12 protein-coding genes and 2 pseudogenes are annotated in these 15,564 nt (G+C 40.9%); 2 read left to right on the plus strand and 12 right to left on the minus strand.

Translation table 11 applies throughout. The features are described 5' to 3' along the window. Positions 1–254: 254 nt before the first annotated feature. The 6 genes and pseudogenes from JCM16418_RS08225 to JCM16418_RS08255 form a co-directional block, all read right to left on the minus strand. Positions 255–902, minus strand: a complete 648-nt coding sequence (locus JCM16418_RS08225; protein WP_172679217.1) for a formylglycine-generating enzyme family protein — start codon at positions 900–902, stop codon at positions 255–257. A 63-nt stretch (positions 903–965) separates the two neighbouring features. After that, positions 966–1,475, minus strand: coding sequence for a hypothetical protein (locus JCM16418_RS08230; protein ID WP_158442418.1), 510 nt, complete (start codon positions 1,473–1,475; stop codon positions 966–968). 98 nt (positions 1,476–1,573) lie between these two features. Then, a complete protein-coding gene (locus JCM16418_RS08240) occupies positions 1,574–2,026 on the minus strand; it encodes a GNAT family N-acetyltransferase (protein ID WP_036647541.1) in 453 nt (150 codons plus the stop codon). 172 nt (positions 2,027–2,198) lie between these two features. Then, positions 2,199–2,867: a class II aldolase/adducin family protein gene (locus JCM16418_RS08245; RefSeq protein WP_036647543.1), complete on the minus strand. Its 669-nt coding sequence runs from the start codon at positions 2,865–2,867 to the stop codon at positions 2,199–2,201. Between the two features lie 26 nt (positions 2,868–2,893). Then, the gene (locus JCM16418_RS08250; protein WP_242403754.1) at positions 2,894–4,387 is read right to left on the minus strand and encodes a rhamnulokinase; all 1,494 of its coding nucleotides are present in this window, start codon (positions 4,385–4,387) and stop codon (positions 2,894–2,896) included. Between the two features lie 25 nt (positions 4,388–4,412). Further along, positions 4,413–6,202 (minus strand): annotated as a pseudogene (locus JCM16418_RS08255) (L-fucose isomerase). A gap of 286 nt (positions 6,203–6,488) precedes the next feature. On the opposite strand from JCM16418_RS08255, the gene JCM16418_RS08260 reads away from it, so the two are divergent. Continuing rightward, positions 6,489–7,508: a LacI family DNA-binding transcriptional regulator gene (locus JCM16418_RS08260; RefSeq protein ID WP_036647546.1), complete on the plus strand. Its 1,020-nt coding sequence runs from the start codon at positions 6,489–6,491 to the stop codon at positions 7,506–7,508. Between the two features lie 32 nt (positions 7,509–7,540). After that, on the plus strand, positions 7,541–8,899 hold the full coding sequence (locus tag JCM16418_RS08265) for a TrkH family potassium uptake protein (protein ID WP_036647548.1): 1,359 nt from the start codon (positions 7,541–7,543) through the stop codon (positions 8,897–8,899). 81 nt (positions 8,900–8,980) lie between these two features. On the opposite strand, the gene nagE is transcribed toward JCM16418_RS08265, so the two are convergent. The 6 genes and pseudogenes from nagE to JCM16418_RS08295 all read right to left on the minus strand — a co-directional run bounded on the left by nagE (position 8,981) and on the right by JCM16418_RS08295 (position 15,540). Next, positions 8,981–10,450 (minus strand): N-acetylglucosamine-specific PTS transporter subunit IIBC, encoded by a 1,470-nt coding sequence (gene nagE, locus JCM16418_RS08270; protein WP_036647551.1) that lies wholly within the window; start codon positions 10,448–10,450, stop codon positions 8,981–8,983. 40 nt (positions 10,451–10,490) lie between these two features. After that, positions 10,491–10,984: pseudogene (locus JCM16418_RS08275) on the minus strand (PTS sugar transporter subunit IIA). Positions 10,985–11,324: 340 nt separating this feature from the next. Then, positions 11,325–12,446: a GerAB/ArcD/ProY family transporter gene (locus JCM16418_RS08280; RefSeq protein ID WP_036647554.1), complete on the minus strand. Its 1,122-nt coding sequence runs from the start codon at positions 12,444–12,446 to the stop codon at positions 11,325–11,327. Next, the gene (locus JCM16418_RS08285) at positions 12,439–12,690 is read right to left on the minus strand and encodes a hypothetical protein (RefSeq protein ID WP_036647556.1); all 252 of its coding nucleotides are present in this window, start codon (positions 12,688–12,690) and stop codon (positions 12,439–12,441) included. The genes JCM16418_RS08280 and JCM16418_RS08285 overlap by 8 nt, the downstream gene beginning before the upstream one ends. Positions 12,691–12,704: 14 nt before the next feature. After that, on the minus strand, positions 12,705–13,931 hold the full coding sequence (locus JCM16418_RS08290) for a Ger(x)C family spore germination protein (RefSeq protein WP_036647558.1): 1,227 nt from the start codon (positions 13,929–13,931) through the stop codon (positions 12,705–12,707). 1 nt (position 13,932) lies between these two features. Continuing rightward, a complete protein-coding gene (locus JCM16418_RS08295) occupies positions 13,933–15,540 on the minus strand; it encodes a spore germination protein (RefSeq protein ID WP_242403755.1) in 1,608 nt (535 codons plus the stop codon). Positions 15,541–15,564: the final 24 nt, after the last annotated feature.

The following is a 15,564-nucleotide window of genomic DNA, read 5'->3' on the forward strand; positions in this document are numbered from 1 at the left end:
GAACTAGTTACTTCGAATAAAGCGGAGATCCATTCCATTCACCTCATTTAAAAGTTTCACTTAATATAAATGATAATCCGCCCAAAACACAAGGGAAATTCAAAAATTTTCAATAATGGAATGAATGTAATTCCAGTCTACCTCACCAAATCTCGCTTCATATTTTTTTGCCAATACATTGCGGTAGTTTTGATAACTTATGAGTATGAATTAGCGTAAATACTTTGTTATCAGACGTTATCGCCTTTTTAAATTCATAAAGATTTAGCAATCCGGAATCCAAGGTCATCTATGCTGAACGTTGGGTGACCACGGCGACGATTTGTTGCAAGACAACCCCTCTCTGGATCGCACCAACCTCCTCCACGAAATATACGATAGGAGCCGTATACCTTTTCATCATATACATCCCAGCACCACTCCCAAACATTCCCCAACATGTCATATAGACCCCATGCGTTGGATTCTTTGTTACCTACTTCATGTGTTTGGTCTCCTGAATTTTCTTTATACCATGCAATGTCATCAATTTCCCCATATCTAACTTGTGTAGTACCTGCAATACATGCATATTGCCACTCCGCTTCCGTAGGGAGACGATAACCGTTCGCTTCCAAATCGCAGCTGACATCTTTACCATCACTACTTATTGAATAATATTCTTTTAATTCCAATTCTCGAGAAAGCAGATTGCAAAAATATACAGCATCGTTCCATGAGACATTTTCAACCGGATGTTGTTCTCCTTTACAAAAAGAAGGCGATTGTTGGGTGACTGCAAAATAGAATTCCTGGGTTACAGGATACTTCGAAAGCAGAAAGGGTTTAATTTCTACGTTCCATGTATGTTTTATTCTATCGTCTCGCAAACGAATTTCTCCTTTAGGAATATGTATCATCATACCCTCTACATGACCCTTTATTTTATCAGGCACGCTAAGACCTCCTAATCTAGATTTATTGGTTTAGCCTTCAACTAATTTAAAGTACTTTATATCGCCCTCTTTTGTCTCAGCTATCAAAATATCACTTCGTTCTTTCACACTAAATATCTTTGTGCCTACTGTTAATTTATTAGCTGTCCCATTTTCGAAATATTCACCATTACTTTTTTGCTGCGCAATTTCTGTGATTTGCTTGTCCTTTGTAAGATTCATTTCATCTACCCATGACACCCCTGCGCTATAAATAATATCACTGTACATAAAAATATTGGCCTCTGGATTCCCTTCCAGAACGTTTTCAGCAGTTGGATTTCCAATGAATTCCCCTTTTTCACCAGTTGATTCATTTGAGTTACACCCTGTTAGCATGATAAAGATCAAAATCATAACAAATAATTTCTTCATTTTGCTCACCATTTTGCTCACCCTTTTAAACTTATTTCTCAGGTTTTCGATTAATGAAATAAATACATATGTAATAAATAATCCAAAATAATAATGGAATGCCAATAATAAGGTAACGTTCATCATCAGGAAGAATAGAAACAGAGATGACTGAAATCACTCCGAATGGTATAAATAATCCAAAATACAATCTTTTATGAAGTGGATTAAACATTGAACCCCTCCTATATTTTCAAGCAATAAAGAATCTCGTCGTCTAACATCTTCCCCGTATTTATAAATCCAACCTCATCATATAATTTTTTGGCAGAATGATTTTCAGGTTCAAACGAAATATATATTTCAGTGCATTCCTTAATCTTGCTCATCTCACGAACAACTAGATTTATAGCCTTACGGCCATATCCTTTACGCTGAAATTTATGGTCAATCATAATTCGGCATATTTCAAAGCACTGATCCTCCTTTGAAAATCCGTACATTGTAAAACCTACCATTGTATCGTCGCTATAAATTGCTTTTGTGATCCATCCTTTTTCGATCTTTGATTGCGCAATCGAAACTGCATTTGAAGCTACAAATTCCTCTTGAAGGTAATGTTTGTTATCCGTATCCGTTGTTAGAAAAATACATTGTATCCAGTTCGTTTCGTCTATGTCCTTTAAGCTAACTTCCATAAAATTTTCCTTCTTTCTGTTTCTAAAAAATCTTTATTTTATTCCTTATTTTAACATAAACAAATGTATATTTAATTCCTAATAAAAAACACCCCCTAAGCATCATCAGTTTCCAATTTGGATTCCAATATCTACTTAAGGGGTGTACTATTTAAAATTAAACTTACCTAACTCATTGCAATTTCTGCAGTAGTTTCACTCGATATGCTTCACTCTCAAGCGATTGAATCTCTTTATATTCTTCGTCAGTTAACACTTTAGGTGTGCCGACGGCTTTGGCAGCTAAATAAATTTTTGCGCTTTCCTCTACAACTTCGGTACGGTAATAAGCTTCACGCAGGTTTTTGCCTGTCGTCACGAGACCATGGTTTTCGAGCAAAATGGAATTGAATTTATCTGCTTTCGCAGCGACAGCATCTGCCAATAAATCAGTTGTTGGTAGCACGTAAGGAACGAACGTAACTTCACCCACCAGCGCAGCTTGGTCAGGGAATAGCATCGGAAGCTCTTTACTCACGAGTGTCAGAGCAATACAGTATGCAGGATGCGTGTGAACGATAGCTTGCATGTCTGGATTCACACGGTATGCATACAAGTGCATCAGTACTTCGGAAGAAGGACGAACTTCTTGATCCAACACTTTACCCGATTCAATTTCCACCCGAATCCATTGATGCGGTTCAATATCCTCAAGGGCGAATCCGCTTGGTGAGAGCAGCATGATATCATCAGCGCGAGCACTGATGTTGCCACCAGGTCCAACAACAAGCCCTTTTGCTACGATTTTGCGTGCGTATAATGATAGTTCTTCTCTAGTTTTTTGTTCCAATGATTGTGTCATATGGATCTCCACTCCCTAAATTTAAATTAAGAAAGATGAACGAAGAGCTTCAAATAACGCTCATAACGCTCTTCCCACATCGCTGTATCTTCTGGATGGTAGATTTCTGGCGGGAAGGATTGCTTCACAATTCCACGAATCTCGCTTAAATCCTTCACTTCACCATGCGCTTTAGCCTGCATCATCATATTTCCGATAGCAGTAGCTTCTACAGGTCCTGCAATAACAGGTTTGCCTGTCACACTAGCGGTCAATTGACAGAGCAGTCGATTCTGTATTCCACCGCCTACCATATAAATATGCTCAAGACGTTTCCCAGAAAGCTTCTCCATCTCCGTGAGTGTCTGCTTGTACTTGAATGCTAGACTCTCGACGATACATCGGACGATTTCAGCGCGCGATTCAGGGACAATTTGCCCCGATGCTCTGCAATATTCTTGAATACGTTTCGGCATTCCTCCTGGAGGTAAGAAGACTACGTCATCAGCATCAATGTAACTACCATTCTGAGGCGCAGATAGCGCCATTTGAGTAAGCTCATCATAATTCAATGTAGTTCCTTCAAGCGCCCATGCCCGTCGGCATTCCTGAAGTAGCCACAGTCCCATAATGTTCTTCAGAAGACGAATCTTATGCTCTGCTCCACCTTCGTTGCTGAATAAGCTTTGCCGGCTGTCTACAGATAAAATGGGCTCATCTAGCTCCATTCCCATGATCGACCATGTACCTGAACTTATAAAAGCATAATGAGATACATCTGTAGGAACCGATACTAGGGCAGATGCCGTATCATGTCCGCATGCTGCTACAATGGGTATCGCTCCCACATGAAGCTCATCGCCAATGGCCTTACGGAGGCTTCCCAGCTTTGTACCAGGAGCAACAATATCGCTAAATAAGGTGCTAGGAATATTTAATGTATCCATGATTTCAATATTCCAGTTCCTATTTATGGGATTTAACAGACCACTTGTACTTGCGATCGTATATTCATTAGCCATTACACCCGAAAGATAATAATGGAATAAATCCGGCATAAATAACATTTTGAGCTGATCAGTATGTTGAAAACTGCGAATTCGATCTTCGGTATATAGTTGAAAAATCGTATTGATTTGTGAAGACTGGATGCCAGTTTGCTTATAAAGCTCATCCTCAGATATCAGACCAAAAACCTCGTTCATCGTAGAATCCGTACGTGAATCCCGGTAATGATAGGGGTTGCCAACTAAACGTCCTTTCCGATCAACCAGACCGTAATCGACGCCCCATGTATCTACGGCAATTGAAGCGGGGGAAACGCCTGACCTCAGTTTAGACAGGTGAATTCCCGTCTTCAGTTCATGGAATAATCTGAGAAAATCCCAATGAAGATTTCCACCAAGCTGCACAGGTTCATTAGCAAAACGGTGCACTTCCTGAATCGTCAGCTTCTCTCCATTAAACGATCCTAACATCGCACGGCCGCTGCTAGCGCCGAAATCAACCGCCAGCATGTTTAAAGCTTCTGTTGTATTCACCGTATCACCTCATCTACTCTGGATGTTACTTGTACAGTGGGCCAAAGGTTTGGCAAGCACGGTAATCGGCACTTTCTGGTTCAGCCGTTCCGAAAGATCCCCATGCTCTTGGACGGAAAATCTCTTCTTCTTTTACATTGTGCATACTAACTGGAATGCGAAGAATCGAAGCCAGTGTAATCAAATCGGCGCCGATGTGTCCGTAACAGATGGCACCATGTTCGCTCCCCAGTTATCCATAACAGAATACACATCTTTGAATGCACCCTTACCTGTTAGAACTGGAGCAAACCAGGTTGTAGGCCAAGTGGAGTCTGTACGCTGATCGAGCGTATCATGCACATCCTTTGGTAATTCCACAGTGTAGCCTTCTGCGATTTGCAAGACTGGACCAAGACCCTTAACTAAGTTCAATCTGGACATGGTTACTGGCATACCACCACGCGTCAGGAAGCAAGATGAGAATCCCCCTCCACGGAAATACTCCACGGCTGCCGGTCTCCAAGATACGGCCTTCAAACAGTTATCTGCATCCTCAGGTGTAATCTCCCAGAAAGGCTTCATCACTGGCTGACCATCCTGCATCTGCTCACCTGTTCCATCCAAGGTGGCAGAGCCCGAATTGATCAAATGCAATAGACCATGCTCAGCAACGCCACTTAGCTCATGTCCTGTCACACGTTTCACAGCATCCGGACTCCAGTATGTACGAACGTCTGCGAAAATTTGCGCTGTATTCGTAAGTAGATTCCCGAACAACATTGTCACACCATTCAAGCTGTCATTCTCCGTTGCTACCTGATAAGGAGCGCGTATACCATTCCAATCGAAGGATGAATTTAGCATTGCTTCCAAGAAGTCACCATTCGGAAAGTGATCCGTCCATTGACGTTGCCCTTGGAAACCGGAAACGATCGCATTGTGTCCCATCGCTTCTTCACCAAATCCAAGCTCTCCGAGACGCGGATTGCCAACCATGAGATCACGAACAATTTGCGTCATTTTGACTACCGTCTCCCAATCTTTATCTTTCTGCTCTCTTGAAGTCTGCAACGATTCAGCGTTATTGTCTGAACCTTCCTTACAGTTCTCTTTCACCCAAGCCATTGCAAGCTTAAATTCTTCCGGATCATAAATTTCCTCTTCAATTCGACGGGTAAGTTCGGACATATCGACGTATTCATTACGCATGCCAAGATATTCTTGGAAGAAATCTGGATCAATCATCGAACCCGCGATACCCATGGAAACGGAACCAATCGATAGATAAGACTTGCCTTTCATAAGTGCAGCAGCCATTCCCGCTTTAGCGAAACGAAGCAGCTTCTCCTGTACATCCTGAGGTATGGATGGATCATTCATATCCTGTACATCATGACCATAGATTCCGAAAGCTGGTAGACCTTTCTGAGCATGGGCAGACAATACAGCTGCAAGATATACTGCACCGGGTCTTTCCGTACCATTGAAACCCCAGATGGCTTTAGGCAGCGAAGCATCCATATCCATCGTTTCGCTACCATAACACCAGCAAGGAGTAACCGTTATCGATACACCCACCCCAGCTTTGGCGAACTTATCAGCCGCTGAAGCGGCTTCAGCAACACCACCAATGCAAGTATCCGCAATAACACATTCTACAGCTTGCCCGTTCGGGTAACGAAGCTCGTTACTTAAGAAGTTTGCAACCGCTTTCGCAAGACTCATGGTTACATCCTCAAGCGACTCTCTGACACCCTTTCTTCTACCATCAATCGTTGGGCGAATTCCGATCTTGGGAAAATCCTGATTACATCTTATATCCTGATTCGTCATATGGTTTTATCCTCCTTAAATTTAAATAGGGTTACCGATAACCCTATTAACGAAAAAAAACATGTTTACATTCCATTTTCAAATAATAAACGATAACATCGCATTCTAATTATTCGCAAGTATAGAAGTAACATGGATGCTTAATAAATCTCAAAGTCAAGTATAGTTAGCAGTAGGTTATCGATAACTTTAAAATAACAATCGTTTGGGTTGCTGTCAATCCATTTTTTCTTTAATATTGATTTATAAAGCTAAATGGAGCATTTTAGATGAAAAGAGGTTAGAAGTGGTTACAATATATGATATAGCTCAACATGCTAATGTATCGGCAATGACAGTATCCAAGGTCATTAACAATACAGGCAGAATAAGCGAGCAAACGCGCAAAAGGGTTAAAAAAGTGATGGAAGAGCTCAACTATATTCCTAACTCCAATGCTCGCAGTCTTGTTTTACAGCAAACAAAGATACTCTCATTGCTCATAACAGATATTACTAACCCTTTCTATACAAGCCTCGCAAGAGGTGCAGAAGATACAGCCAAACGGCTAGGGTACCGTCTTCTTTTTGGAAACAGTGATGAAGACTATCTGAAGGAACAAGACTATGTAGATATGGTTCTCTCTACAAGAGTAGATGGTGTACTTTTTGCCCCGGCGGGTGATCAATCCTTGAAAAATCTGGAGAAGCTTATGGCTCACAAAATACCATTTGTTATTCTTGACCGGGCCGTTCCTGGTATTGAATCCGATATCGTTGCGGGTGACAGTAAAGAAGGCGCTCGGAAATTAGTCGATTATTTGATTGAGCTTGGTCATAGCCGTATTGCCCTTGTAAATGGATCTTTAGAAGTTTCAACTGCAAGACTGCGCTATCAAGGTTATGCTGAATCGCTAAAGCTGCAAGGGATTGAACTGGATCATGAGTTAATTATTCAGAAAAGCTATCGCGACTATAAGGATGGGGAATATTTGAATCAGCTATTGTCTAACCCCTCCCCACCTACGGCTATTTTTGCAGCAAATAACTTCCTTGCAGTCGGAGTCATCCGTGCGCTCCGTGAGCGTGGAATACGTGTGCCTGAAGACATGTCAGTCGTATGTTTTGATGATCTAGATTTGTCTTCGGCTCTTGATCCCTTTCTCACCGTCGCTTCACAACCCGCCTATTTATTCGGGGCGATGGGGATGCAGCTTCTCGTAGAGCGCATCCAAGGCAATTCGACACCAGACATACGCAAAATTATTTTACCATCAGACCTTATTATCAGGTCATCCGCTCAAGCATTAACCTCAGAATATGTGTAGTTAATGGAATATTAAATGTAGAAGGTGAGATTATTCTTCGAAACAAATGGCTAAAACAATGGATTACACCTGCTAAAATTTTAGTATTCGGTTTCCTGTTTATTATTGCAATTGGTACTCTTCTATTGTATCTGCCTATTGCATCTTCAACGGGTAAATCCATTTCATTTCTTAATGCTCTCTTTACCGCCACTTCAGCAACTTGCGTAACTGGACTCGTTGTATTGGATACCGGAACAGATTTCTCCCACTTTGGTCAAATCGTAATGATTATGCTCGTACAGGTTGGTGGGATTGGTTTTATGACAATGGCTACACTGATCGCACTCGTATTAAATAAGAAAATCTCACTCCGAGAGCGTCTTATATTACAGGAGGCTCTGAATCACGGTTCAATGGACGGTGTCGTTCGCCTTGTCAAGAAGGTTATCTTATATTCACTCATGATTGAAGTTGTAGGAGCAATACTGATCACACTGCGTTTCTCACGAGAAATGCCTTGGGGACAAGCCTCCTACTTTGGTATTTTTCACAGCATCTCGATGTTTAACAATGCCGGTTTTGATTTGTACGGTATGATTAAGGGTCCGTTTAGTGGATTAAGTTCCTATGTAAATGATCCTTTCATGAACATCGTACTGATGGGTCTAATTTTTCTAGGCGGGATTGGTTTTGTTGTTCTATCAGATGTCATTGAATTCCCTACAAAACGTCGATTTTCATTACATAGTAAAGTGGTTTTATCTGCTACTCTCATGTTAGTTGTCGTCGGAACGTTAGTTATCTTTGCAATGGAATACAATAATCCACAAACGCTTAAGCCACTGAGTCCTACAGGTAAAGTGTGGGCTTCGTTATTTCAATCCATCACAACTCGTTCGGGTGGCGTGAATACGGTTGATATTGGGGCATTGCAACAATCAACTCAGTTCTTCATGATTATTCTAATGTTCATTGGAGCAGCACCTGGCTCAACTGGTGGCGGTATTAAAATCACAACTTTCGTCCTACTCGTCGGGGCAGTCTATGCAATGATTAGAGGAAAAGAAGATGTAATATTGTTCCGCAAACGTATTGCCAAGAAAGTGGTATATAAAGCTGTCACACTAACGATGCTCTCTTTAGTTCTCATTGTGATCTTCTCTATGTTGTTATCGCTGACGGAGCATAAAGATTTCTTAACAATCTTGTTTGAATCAACATCAGCGTTCGGTACGACAGGCATATCCATGGGTTTAACGACTGAACTTTCTCCCTTAGGTAAGGTTTGGATTATATGTCTCATGTTCTTAGGTCGAATGGGTCCCTTAACTCTTGCCTACGCTCTTTCAAAGACTGAAATTGAGAAAGAACTATTTAGTTATCCAGAAGGTAAAATCATTATTGGTTAAGGATCACAATAAAAAAAAGCCCACTTGGATGGTTGTCCAAGTGGGCTTACTTTATTTTCCTACACCATAAAGATTTACATCTTACATAATTGTTTTGATTTCATCCTTCAGAATTTCAGACTGTGGACCAAATACGATTTGAACCGCACCTTTTCCAAGTCTCATGACTCCAGATGCACCCAGTTGTTTCAGAGCTTGGTCATTCACAACTTTGTCATCTTTAACAACTAAACGAAGTCTTGTGATACAAGCATCGATACTTTCAATGTTGTCAGATCCACCAATGTTAGCTAGAACTTTAGCAGCTTTGCTGTCATTAGCCGAATAGCCAGCATTTGCGTTCCCTGGTTCAGTAACGACTTCACCTTCGGTTTCAACATCGTCTTCACGACCTGGCGTTTTCATGTTGAACTTAACGATGACGAATCGGAACAAAGCGTAGTAAACGACTGCAAAGATTAATCCAACAGGGATTAAGAGAAGCGGCTTAGTAGAAATTTTGAAACCTAACAAGTAATCGATTAAACCTGCCGAGAAACCAAATCCTAGTTTAATACCTAAAGCGTACATGATATAACCGGATACCCCAGCCAGAATGGCATGAATACCATACAATACTGGAGCAACAAACATGAATGCGAATTCAAGTGGTTCCGTAATACCGGTTAAGAATGAAGCGACTCCAGCACTGATGAAGATGGAAGCCACTACTTTGCGTTTCTCTTTCTTAGCGGTGTGAATAATTGCGAGTGCAGCAGCAGGAAGTGCAAACATCATCACTGGGAAGAATCCACTCATAAACATACCTGCAGATTTGTCACCTTGGAAGAAGCGGTTCAAGTCTCCGTGGATAACTTGTCCAGCCGCATTCGTAAAGTCTCCAATTTGGAACCACACGATGGAGTTAAGAATGTGATGAAGACCAAATGGAAGCAACAGACGGTTAGCAATCATATAGACGGCAGCACCAAAGCCTCCGAGCCCAACAATCCAGTTACCAAATGTGTCTAGAACGTCTTGTACTGGACCCCAAATTAGACCAAGAATAATACCGACGACAACCATCGTAACGGACGTAATGATAGGTACAAAACGTTTACCTGCAAAGAAACCAAGCCAATCCGGAAGTTTGATTTTGTGGAATCGATTGTAGAGATAAGCGGCAATCAAACCAACAATAATACCCCCAAGCACACCCATATCGAGCTTAACATCTTTACCCATGATGGTCGTAAAGGTAGTTGGCACCACAACGAGTACTTTACTAAGAATAAGGTAACCGATTACAGCGGATAATGCGGCAACCGCATCACCCGTGAGACCAATCGCTACCCCAACGGCAAAAATCATCGGCAGATTATCAAAAATGGTCGTTCCGCCTGCGTTAAGAAAAGGTGCGATGTAGTGGTTCAGGAACCAACCAACTTGATTGCCCAAATGGAAATCTTTAATGTAATCAATTTGGCCAAAACGCATCAAGATGGATGCAGCAGGCAGTGTTGCGACGGGAAGCATTAATGACTTCCCGATCTTCTGAAGAAAAGCTAACATAGTTGTTCATCCCCTTTAAAATATAATGTTCAAGCTTCAACTACCCTTTAAGAACCAATGACATGATGCTATTACTGCCGGCAGTTACCGGACCGAATGTCGTATCCAAACTTTCTACCTTATCTTCACTGTTCGTAATGATGATCGGCGTAATTACTGGATATCCAGCTGCTTGATCGCTTCAATATCGAACTCGATTAGGGTTTGACCCGCTTTCACCTGATCACCCGTAGCAATGTGACTGGTAAATCCAACACCTTTGAGTCCTACCGTGTTAATTCCGATATGGAACAAAAACTGTAGGCCATTCGAATCCTCAATAATCACTGCATGGTTCGATTTGATGACATGTGCAACGGTTCCGTCGAACGGAGCAATTAATTTACCTTCCGTTGGTTCAATGGCAATCCCTTTACCCATATGTCCACCTGCAAATGCTTCATCAGGTACCTTTTCTAAAGAGACTGCTTCACCAGTAACCGGGGATAGAATTTCGATGGGTTGATTTTTCTTTGATTTCCATTTTGAGAACATTGTTGTTCCTCCTCATTGTTGTTTGTTTCGTACGTAAATTTTTAGCTCTTTCTCAATTATGTCCAGCAATGGATTAACTATGTTAGAGCGTTGCACTGTAAGCGATTTCAAATTGACTAATCATATCTATTCCATTTGGAATGCGGTACACCATAAACTGAATTCACGAGCGTATGCAACTCCTTCCTTCAAAATATGTCAACAAAAAAAGCCAAGAATAGACTCCATTCAGGAAGTCGATTCTTGGCTCATGCCCAATTTAAAGGTAACACGCCACAAAGGTTATTCGTTTATGTGCCTATAATAAAACAACCTTAAGCATACGTCAATAGTAAATATCTCATTCATTTTGATTTTGCTTCTGTTCAGAGATTCCACGCATCCCCCTTATTCTTGCAATGACCAACAGAAGTACAGGAATAAATAGTCCAGGTAGAAGTGTGTAAATCGTATAGACATCCCGATTAAACTCTTCGACTTCTGTCGTATTATTAGCTACCCATAAAGACAGCGGGAGCAATAGAAAAACTAAAGGAATCAATAAATATCGATAAGAGGTTACTTTAAATATTTGAACTGTGGCCAAGGTACAGACATACAAGCATAGACTCATTTTAACAAAGGTTGTACTCATCCAAATAATGCCTACAATGGCTTCCATTCGCTCTAATATCCGCTCAACATGTATTTCTTTAGCCATATCATAGACAACGTAAGGGGCGCGTGCAGTCATATCCACACCGAGTACCATAATGGTATATGCCGTTATTAATAAACTGGTCAATGGGGAAGCAACAATTCCTATGTAAAATAATTTTTTAGTCTTTTTTTTATCTTTTACAAACTTAAAAAGCATAAGAGCAATTGCAGATTCCATTAGGGGAAATCCTAATACTGGATAAGTCCCCTTAATCGAAGGCATAATGCCGTTCGGAAAAACAGGTAGCAGATTACTAAATTGCGCTTTCGGAATGAGCAGTAGTGCCGTTAGAATAAATACTCCTAATGCGACGGGTAGTAAAATTTGCGCTGCTTTCCCAATGACTCCTAGACCCAGAAAAACGCCATAAAGTGCAGGAATAAGAAATGTTAAACTTAGTGCATCCAAAGGCGTTTGAATTAGAATTACCGAACCAATGAAATCGCTAACAACTCGAATAATATACCCACCTAGCATTAAATAATAAAGCAAATAGATACAACTTACGATGGTTCCGAGATAGGGTCCTACGATTTTTCGACTGTACTCAATGATTGTCTCATTAGGAAATCTGTAAGCCAAACTCATATATAGTGAAGCCAGTGCCAATTGAATGATCATGGCAATAACTAAGGTGAACCAAGCATCCTGTCCAGCGAGAAGAACCATGAGATGGGGTTGAATTAATGCAGCAGTACCCACAGAGAACATATACATCAGCACAGCAAACTGAACGGATGAAATACTGCTTTCTTTATCCATTATCAATATCCTCCATGATCCAACGTGCTACAGGTTTATATAGCGGTTCTATTCCTTTACTCAATAACTGGCTTAAGGTTGGCATAGGAACTTCAAAAAGAAGGAAAAGATACAGAGTTGTGCCCAGCGTCAAAATACTTAATGCTACAACAAGATCTTTCGTTTTCCCCTGCTGGAGCAAACTTTTCCACTCTAAAATACCTGTAATAACTGCTGCAATAATGATCCCAATCCAAATATACAATCTTGCCACCCCATCTATCTATTTTTGTTTCTCGTTTTATTAAGGTAAGATTGGTTTCGGATACCTGTTGCTAGAATATCAACCTTGGCCTTTACGACAGTATTGATTTCTGGATATATGTTGCTCCATTCCTTACTATGCTCTCTCCAATACTTAGGACTGGCTTGATAGATATAGCCACCATAACCCATAACATCACTATTCAACCGTCTTTGTAAAGTGTGCGCGCTTTCCGCAACTTGATCTTCAAGCTGTTTTTCTGCTTTTTTCTCAAGCCAAGCAATGGTTTGAGTATCCTGTACTCTTACTTTCGAGCTCTTTACCTCAAATATATGGGCCTTTTCTTCAATTTCAATGACTACAACCGGCTTATTTCTGTATATATTGGCTTTTACTTTCGTCTTACTACGGAGCACCCCCAGAGATACCACATCCTCGCCATCCAAAGGTATATCAATTTGGGATCTATTCATTTTTTTCTTTATAATCGTCAGCCCTAACGAGTCTTGTTCATTTAGAAAGCCTACAAGCTTTCCATCTTTAAAAATAGCCATACCACCAAGTTTCAAATAGTTGGCAGGTTTAATCTGTTCGATATTGTCTTTTTTCTGAGCCTCCTCAGCATCGCCAATCAGTTCAATGCTTCCCGCTGCGGGCTGCTGTTTATCACTATCAAGAGATCGAATGAAATCCAACGCTTTAACGGGATACGTGACACCCTGCATTTTATTGTATGTTCGTACCATTTCATACATTTGCTTCACTGGAATTTTCTCCATCGTCGTAAGTGTTGTGAGGATATCTGCAGCAGTGCCATTCTTAGCAACTAGTATTTCGAAATCCGTACGTATTTCTGTGTCTCGATCTATTAGATCAAACATGGTTCCAATCCCTTTCCTCGCTAACTTCTCTCCAATAATCAGCACTTGATTATGTGAAAAGAACAATCTTCTAGACGTCTGTGAGTTCATGGACCTTACAGTATCAATTAACGTTTTTCCTTTACCTGTATACGTTGTAACTGGGATACTTCCAGCCCCACCTCCATTTTGACTGTCTGAGACCTGACTCGGAACAACAACTTGTAGAGTTACTACAACATGTCCAGGTTTATCCGGATCTTCGTCCATGCCGATGGCCATAACAACCGTTAATTGATCCAAATATTTCACATCCCAGCAGCCACATAGAACTAGAATTAAGATGATTGAAACGATAACGGGACTAATGCCTCGAATCATATCAAGGTTTCTCCTTTGTCTGTTTTGCACTATAATTCTCGGGTTGACCGTCAGAACGAAATCGAACTGGATTTTTCTGATTTATTAATTTAGGGCGTTTCTTCATTTTGCTAAACGGGAACCGAAAAAAAGAGTCTTTCATATCACTCGTAACTAAGGGAGCATATGGAGCCATATACGGTACTTTTATTGATTTTAAACTGCATAGGTGGAGCACTAATAATAATAAAAAAATAGATATTCCATACATGCCCAATATCGATGCAAAAATTAACAGAATAAATCGCAACATTCTTGCCGCAATTCCCATGTTGTACGTAGGAGATACGAAACTTGCAATGGCAGTCAGGGAAACGACGATAACTGCCGCAGCAGATACAATTCCAGCCTCTACCGCAGCCTCACCAAGAACTAGTCCTCCTACAATTGAAATTGTACTTCCTACGGTTCTAGGCATACGTACACCCGCTTCTCGCAATACCTCAAATATAAGTTCCATAATGAACGTTTCCACAACCGCAGGAAATGGAACCCCTTCTCTTTGAACAGCTAGTTTGAGTAACCATGATGTGGGAATCATTTCTTGATGGAAATTAATAATTGCGACGTAAAAGGATGGTAACAGCAGCCCAATAACAAAAGAAATGTACCGTAAAACTCGAATTAAACTGCCAACATCGAATCGCTGATAGTAATCTTCCGCCGATTGAAAGAACATATTAAATGTTGTTGGAACAAGGAGTACAAATGGAGTACCATCAACGAGTATAGCAACCCGTCCCTCCAGTAAATTTGCTGCAATGACGTCTGGTCGTTCGCTATTATAAATCGTTGGAAATAAGGTAACATGCGTCGTTTCTATAAGCTCCTCGATGTATCCCGATTCCAGAATTCCATCGATATCGATGGAGCCCAGACGTTCTCTTACTTCTTGTACAATTTCTTCTTCAACGATCCCATGAATGTACATGATACCTACATCGGTTTGCGTAACTCTTCCGATCTGAGTTTCTTCGAGCCATAGATATGGACTTTTAATTTTTCTCCGTAACAGAGCGGTGTTGGTTCGAATGGACTCAGTAAACCCTTCCCGTGGCCCTCGTATAACCGTCTGCGCTGTTGGCTCTGACACCGATCGGCGTTCCCCACCTTTGGTACCTGCAGCAATTCCTTCTGCACAGCCATCGATGAATACAATCGTATCCCCTGATATCAGATGCTGATACACCATTTTCCAATCGGTGAGAACATTAAGTTCACCAATCGTGAACGATTTTTCCTTGAGTACATTTAAGATATACTCTCCGTGTAATTCTTCCTTCGAAGGTATTTTTCCAATTTCATCCATTACGGTTTGAATCGTAAATTCTGATACAGAGGTTGTATCTGTCAATCCGTCTATATAAACAAAAGCTACCGTTAAGTTTGGAGTTCCAGATACGATCTCTCGAGTAACTAGATCGTTGCTGTTACCAAGGTCCTCTTTCAGTTTTTTCAAATTCTTCTTGATATCACAATCCATCTGCTCATTCTCAAAAGATCCGAAGTAGGGCTGATCCTTCTGCTGCATTTTCTTAGATCGTTTTTGAGAATTAGATGTGCCAGTCACGGAAGTCCCCACCTTGTTGTTTGA

The sequence above is a fragment of the Paenibacillus pini JCM 16418 genome (assembly GCF_000576305.1).
Classification (GTDB): domain Bacteria; phylum Bacillota; class Bacilli; order Paenibacillales; family Paenibacillaceae; genus Paenibacillus_AQ; species Paenibacillus_AQ pini.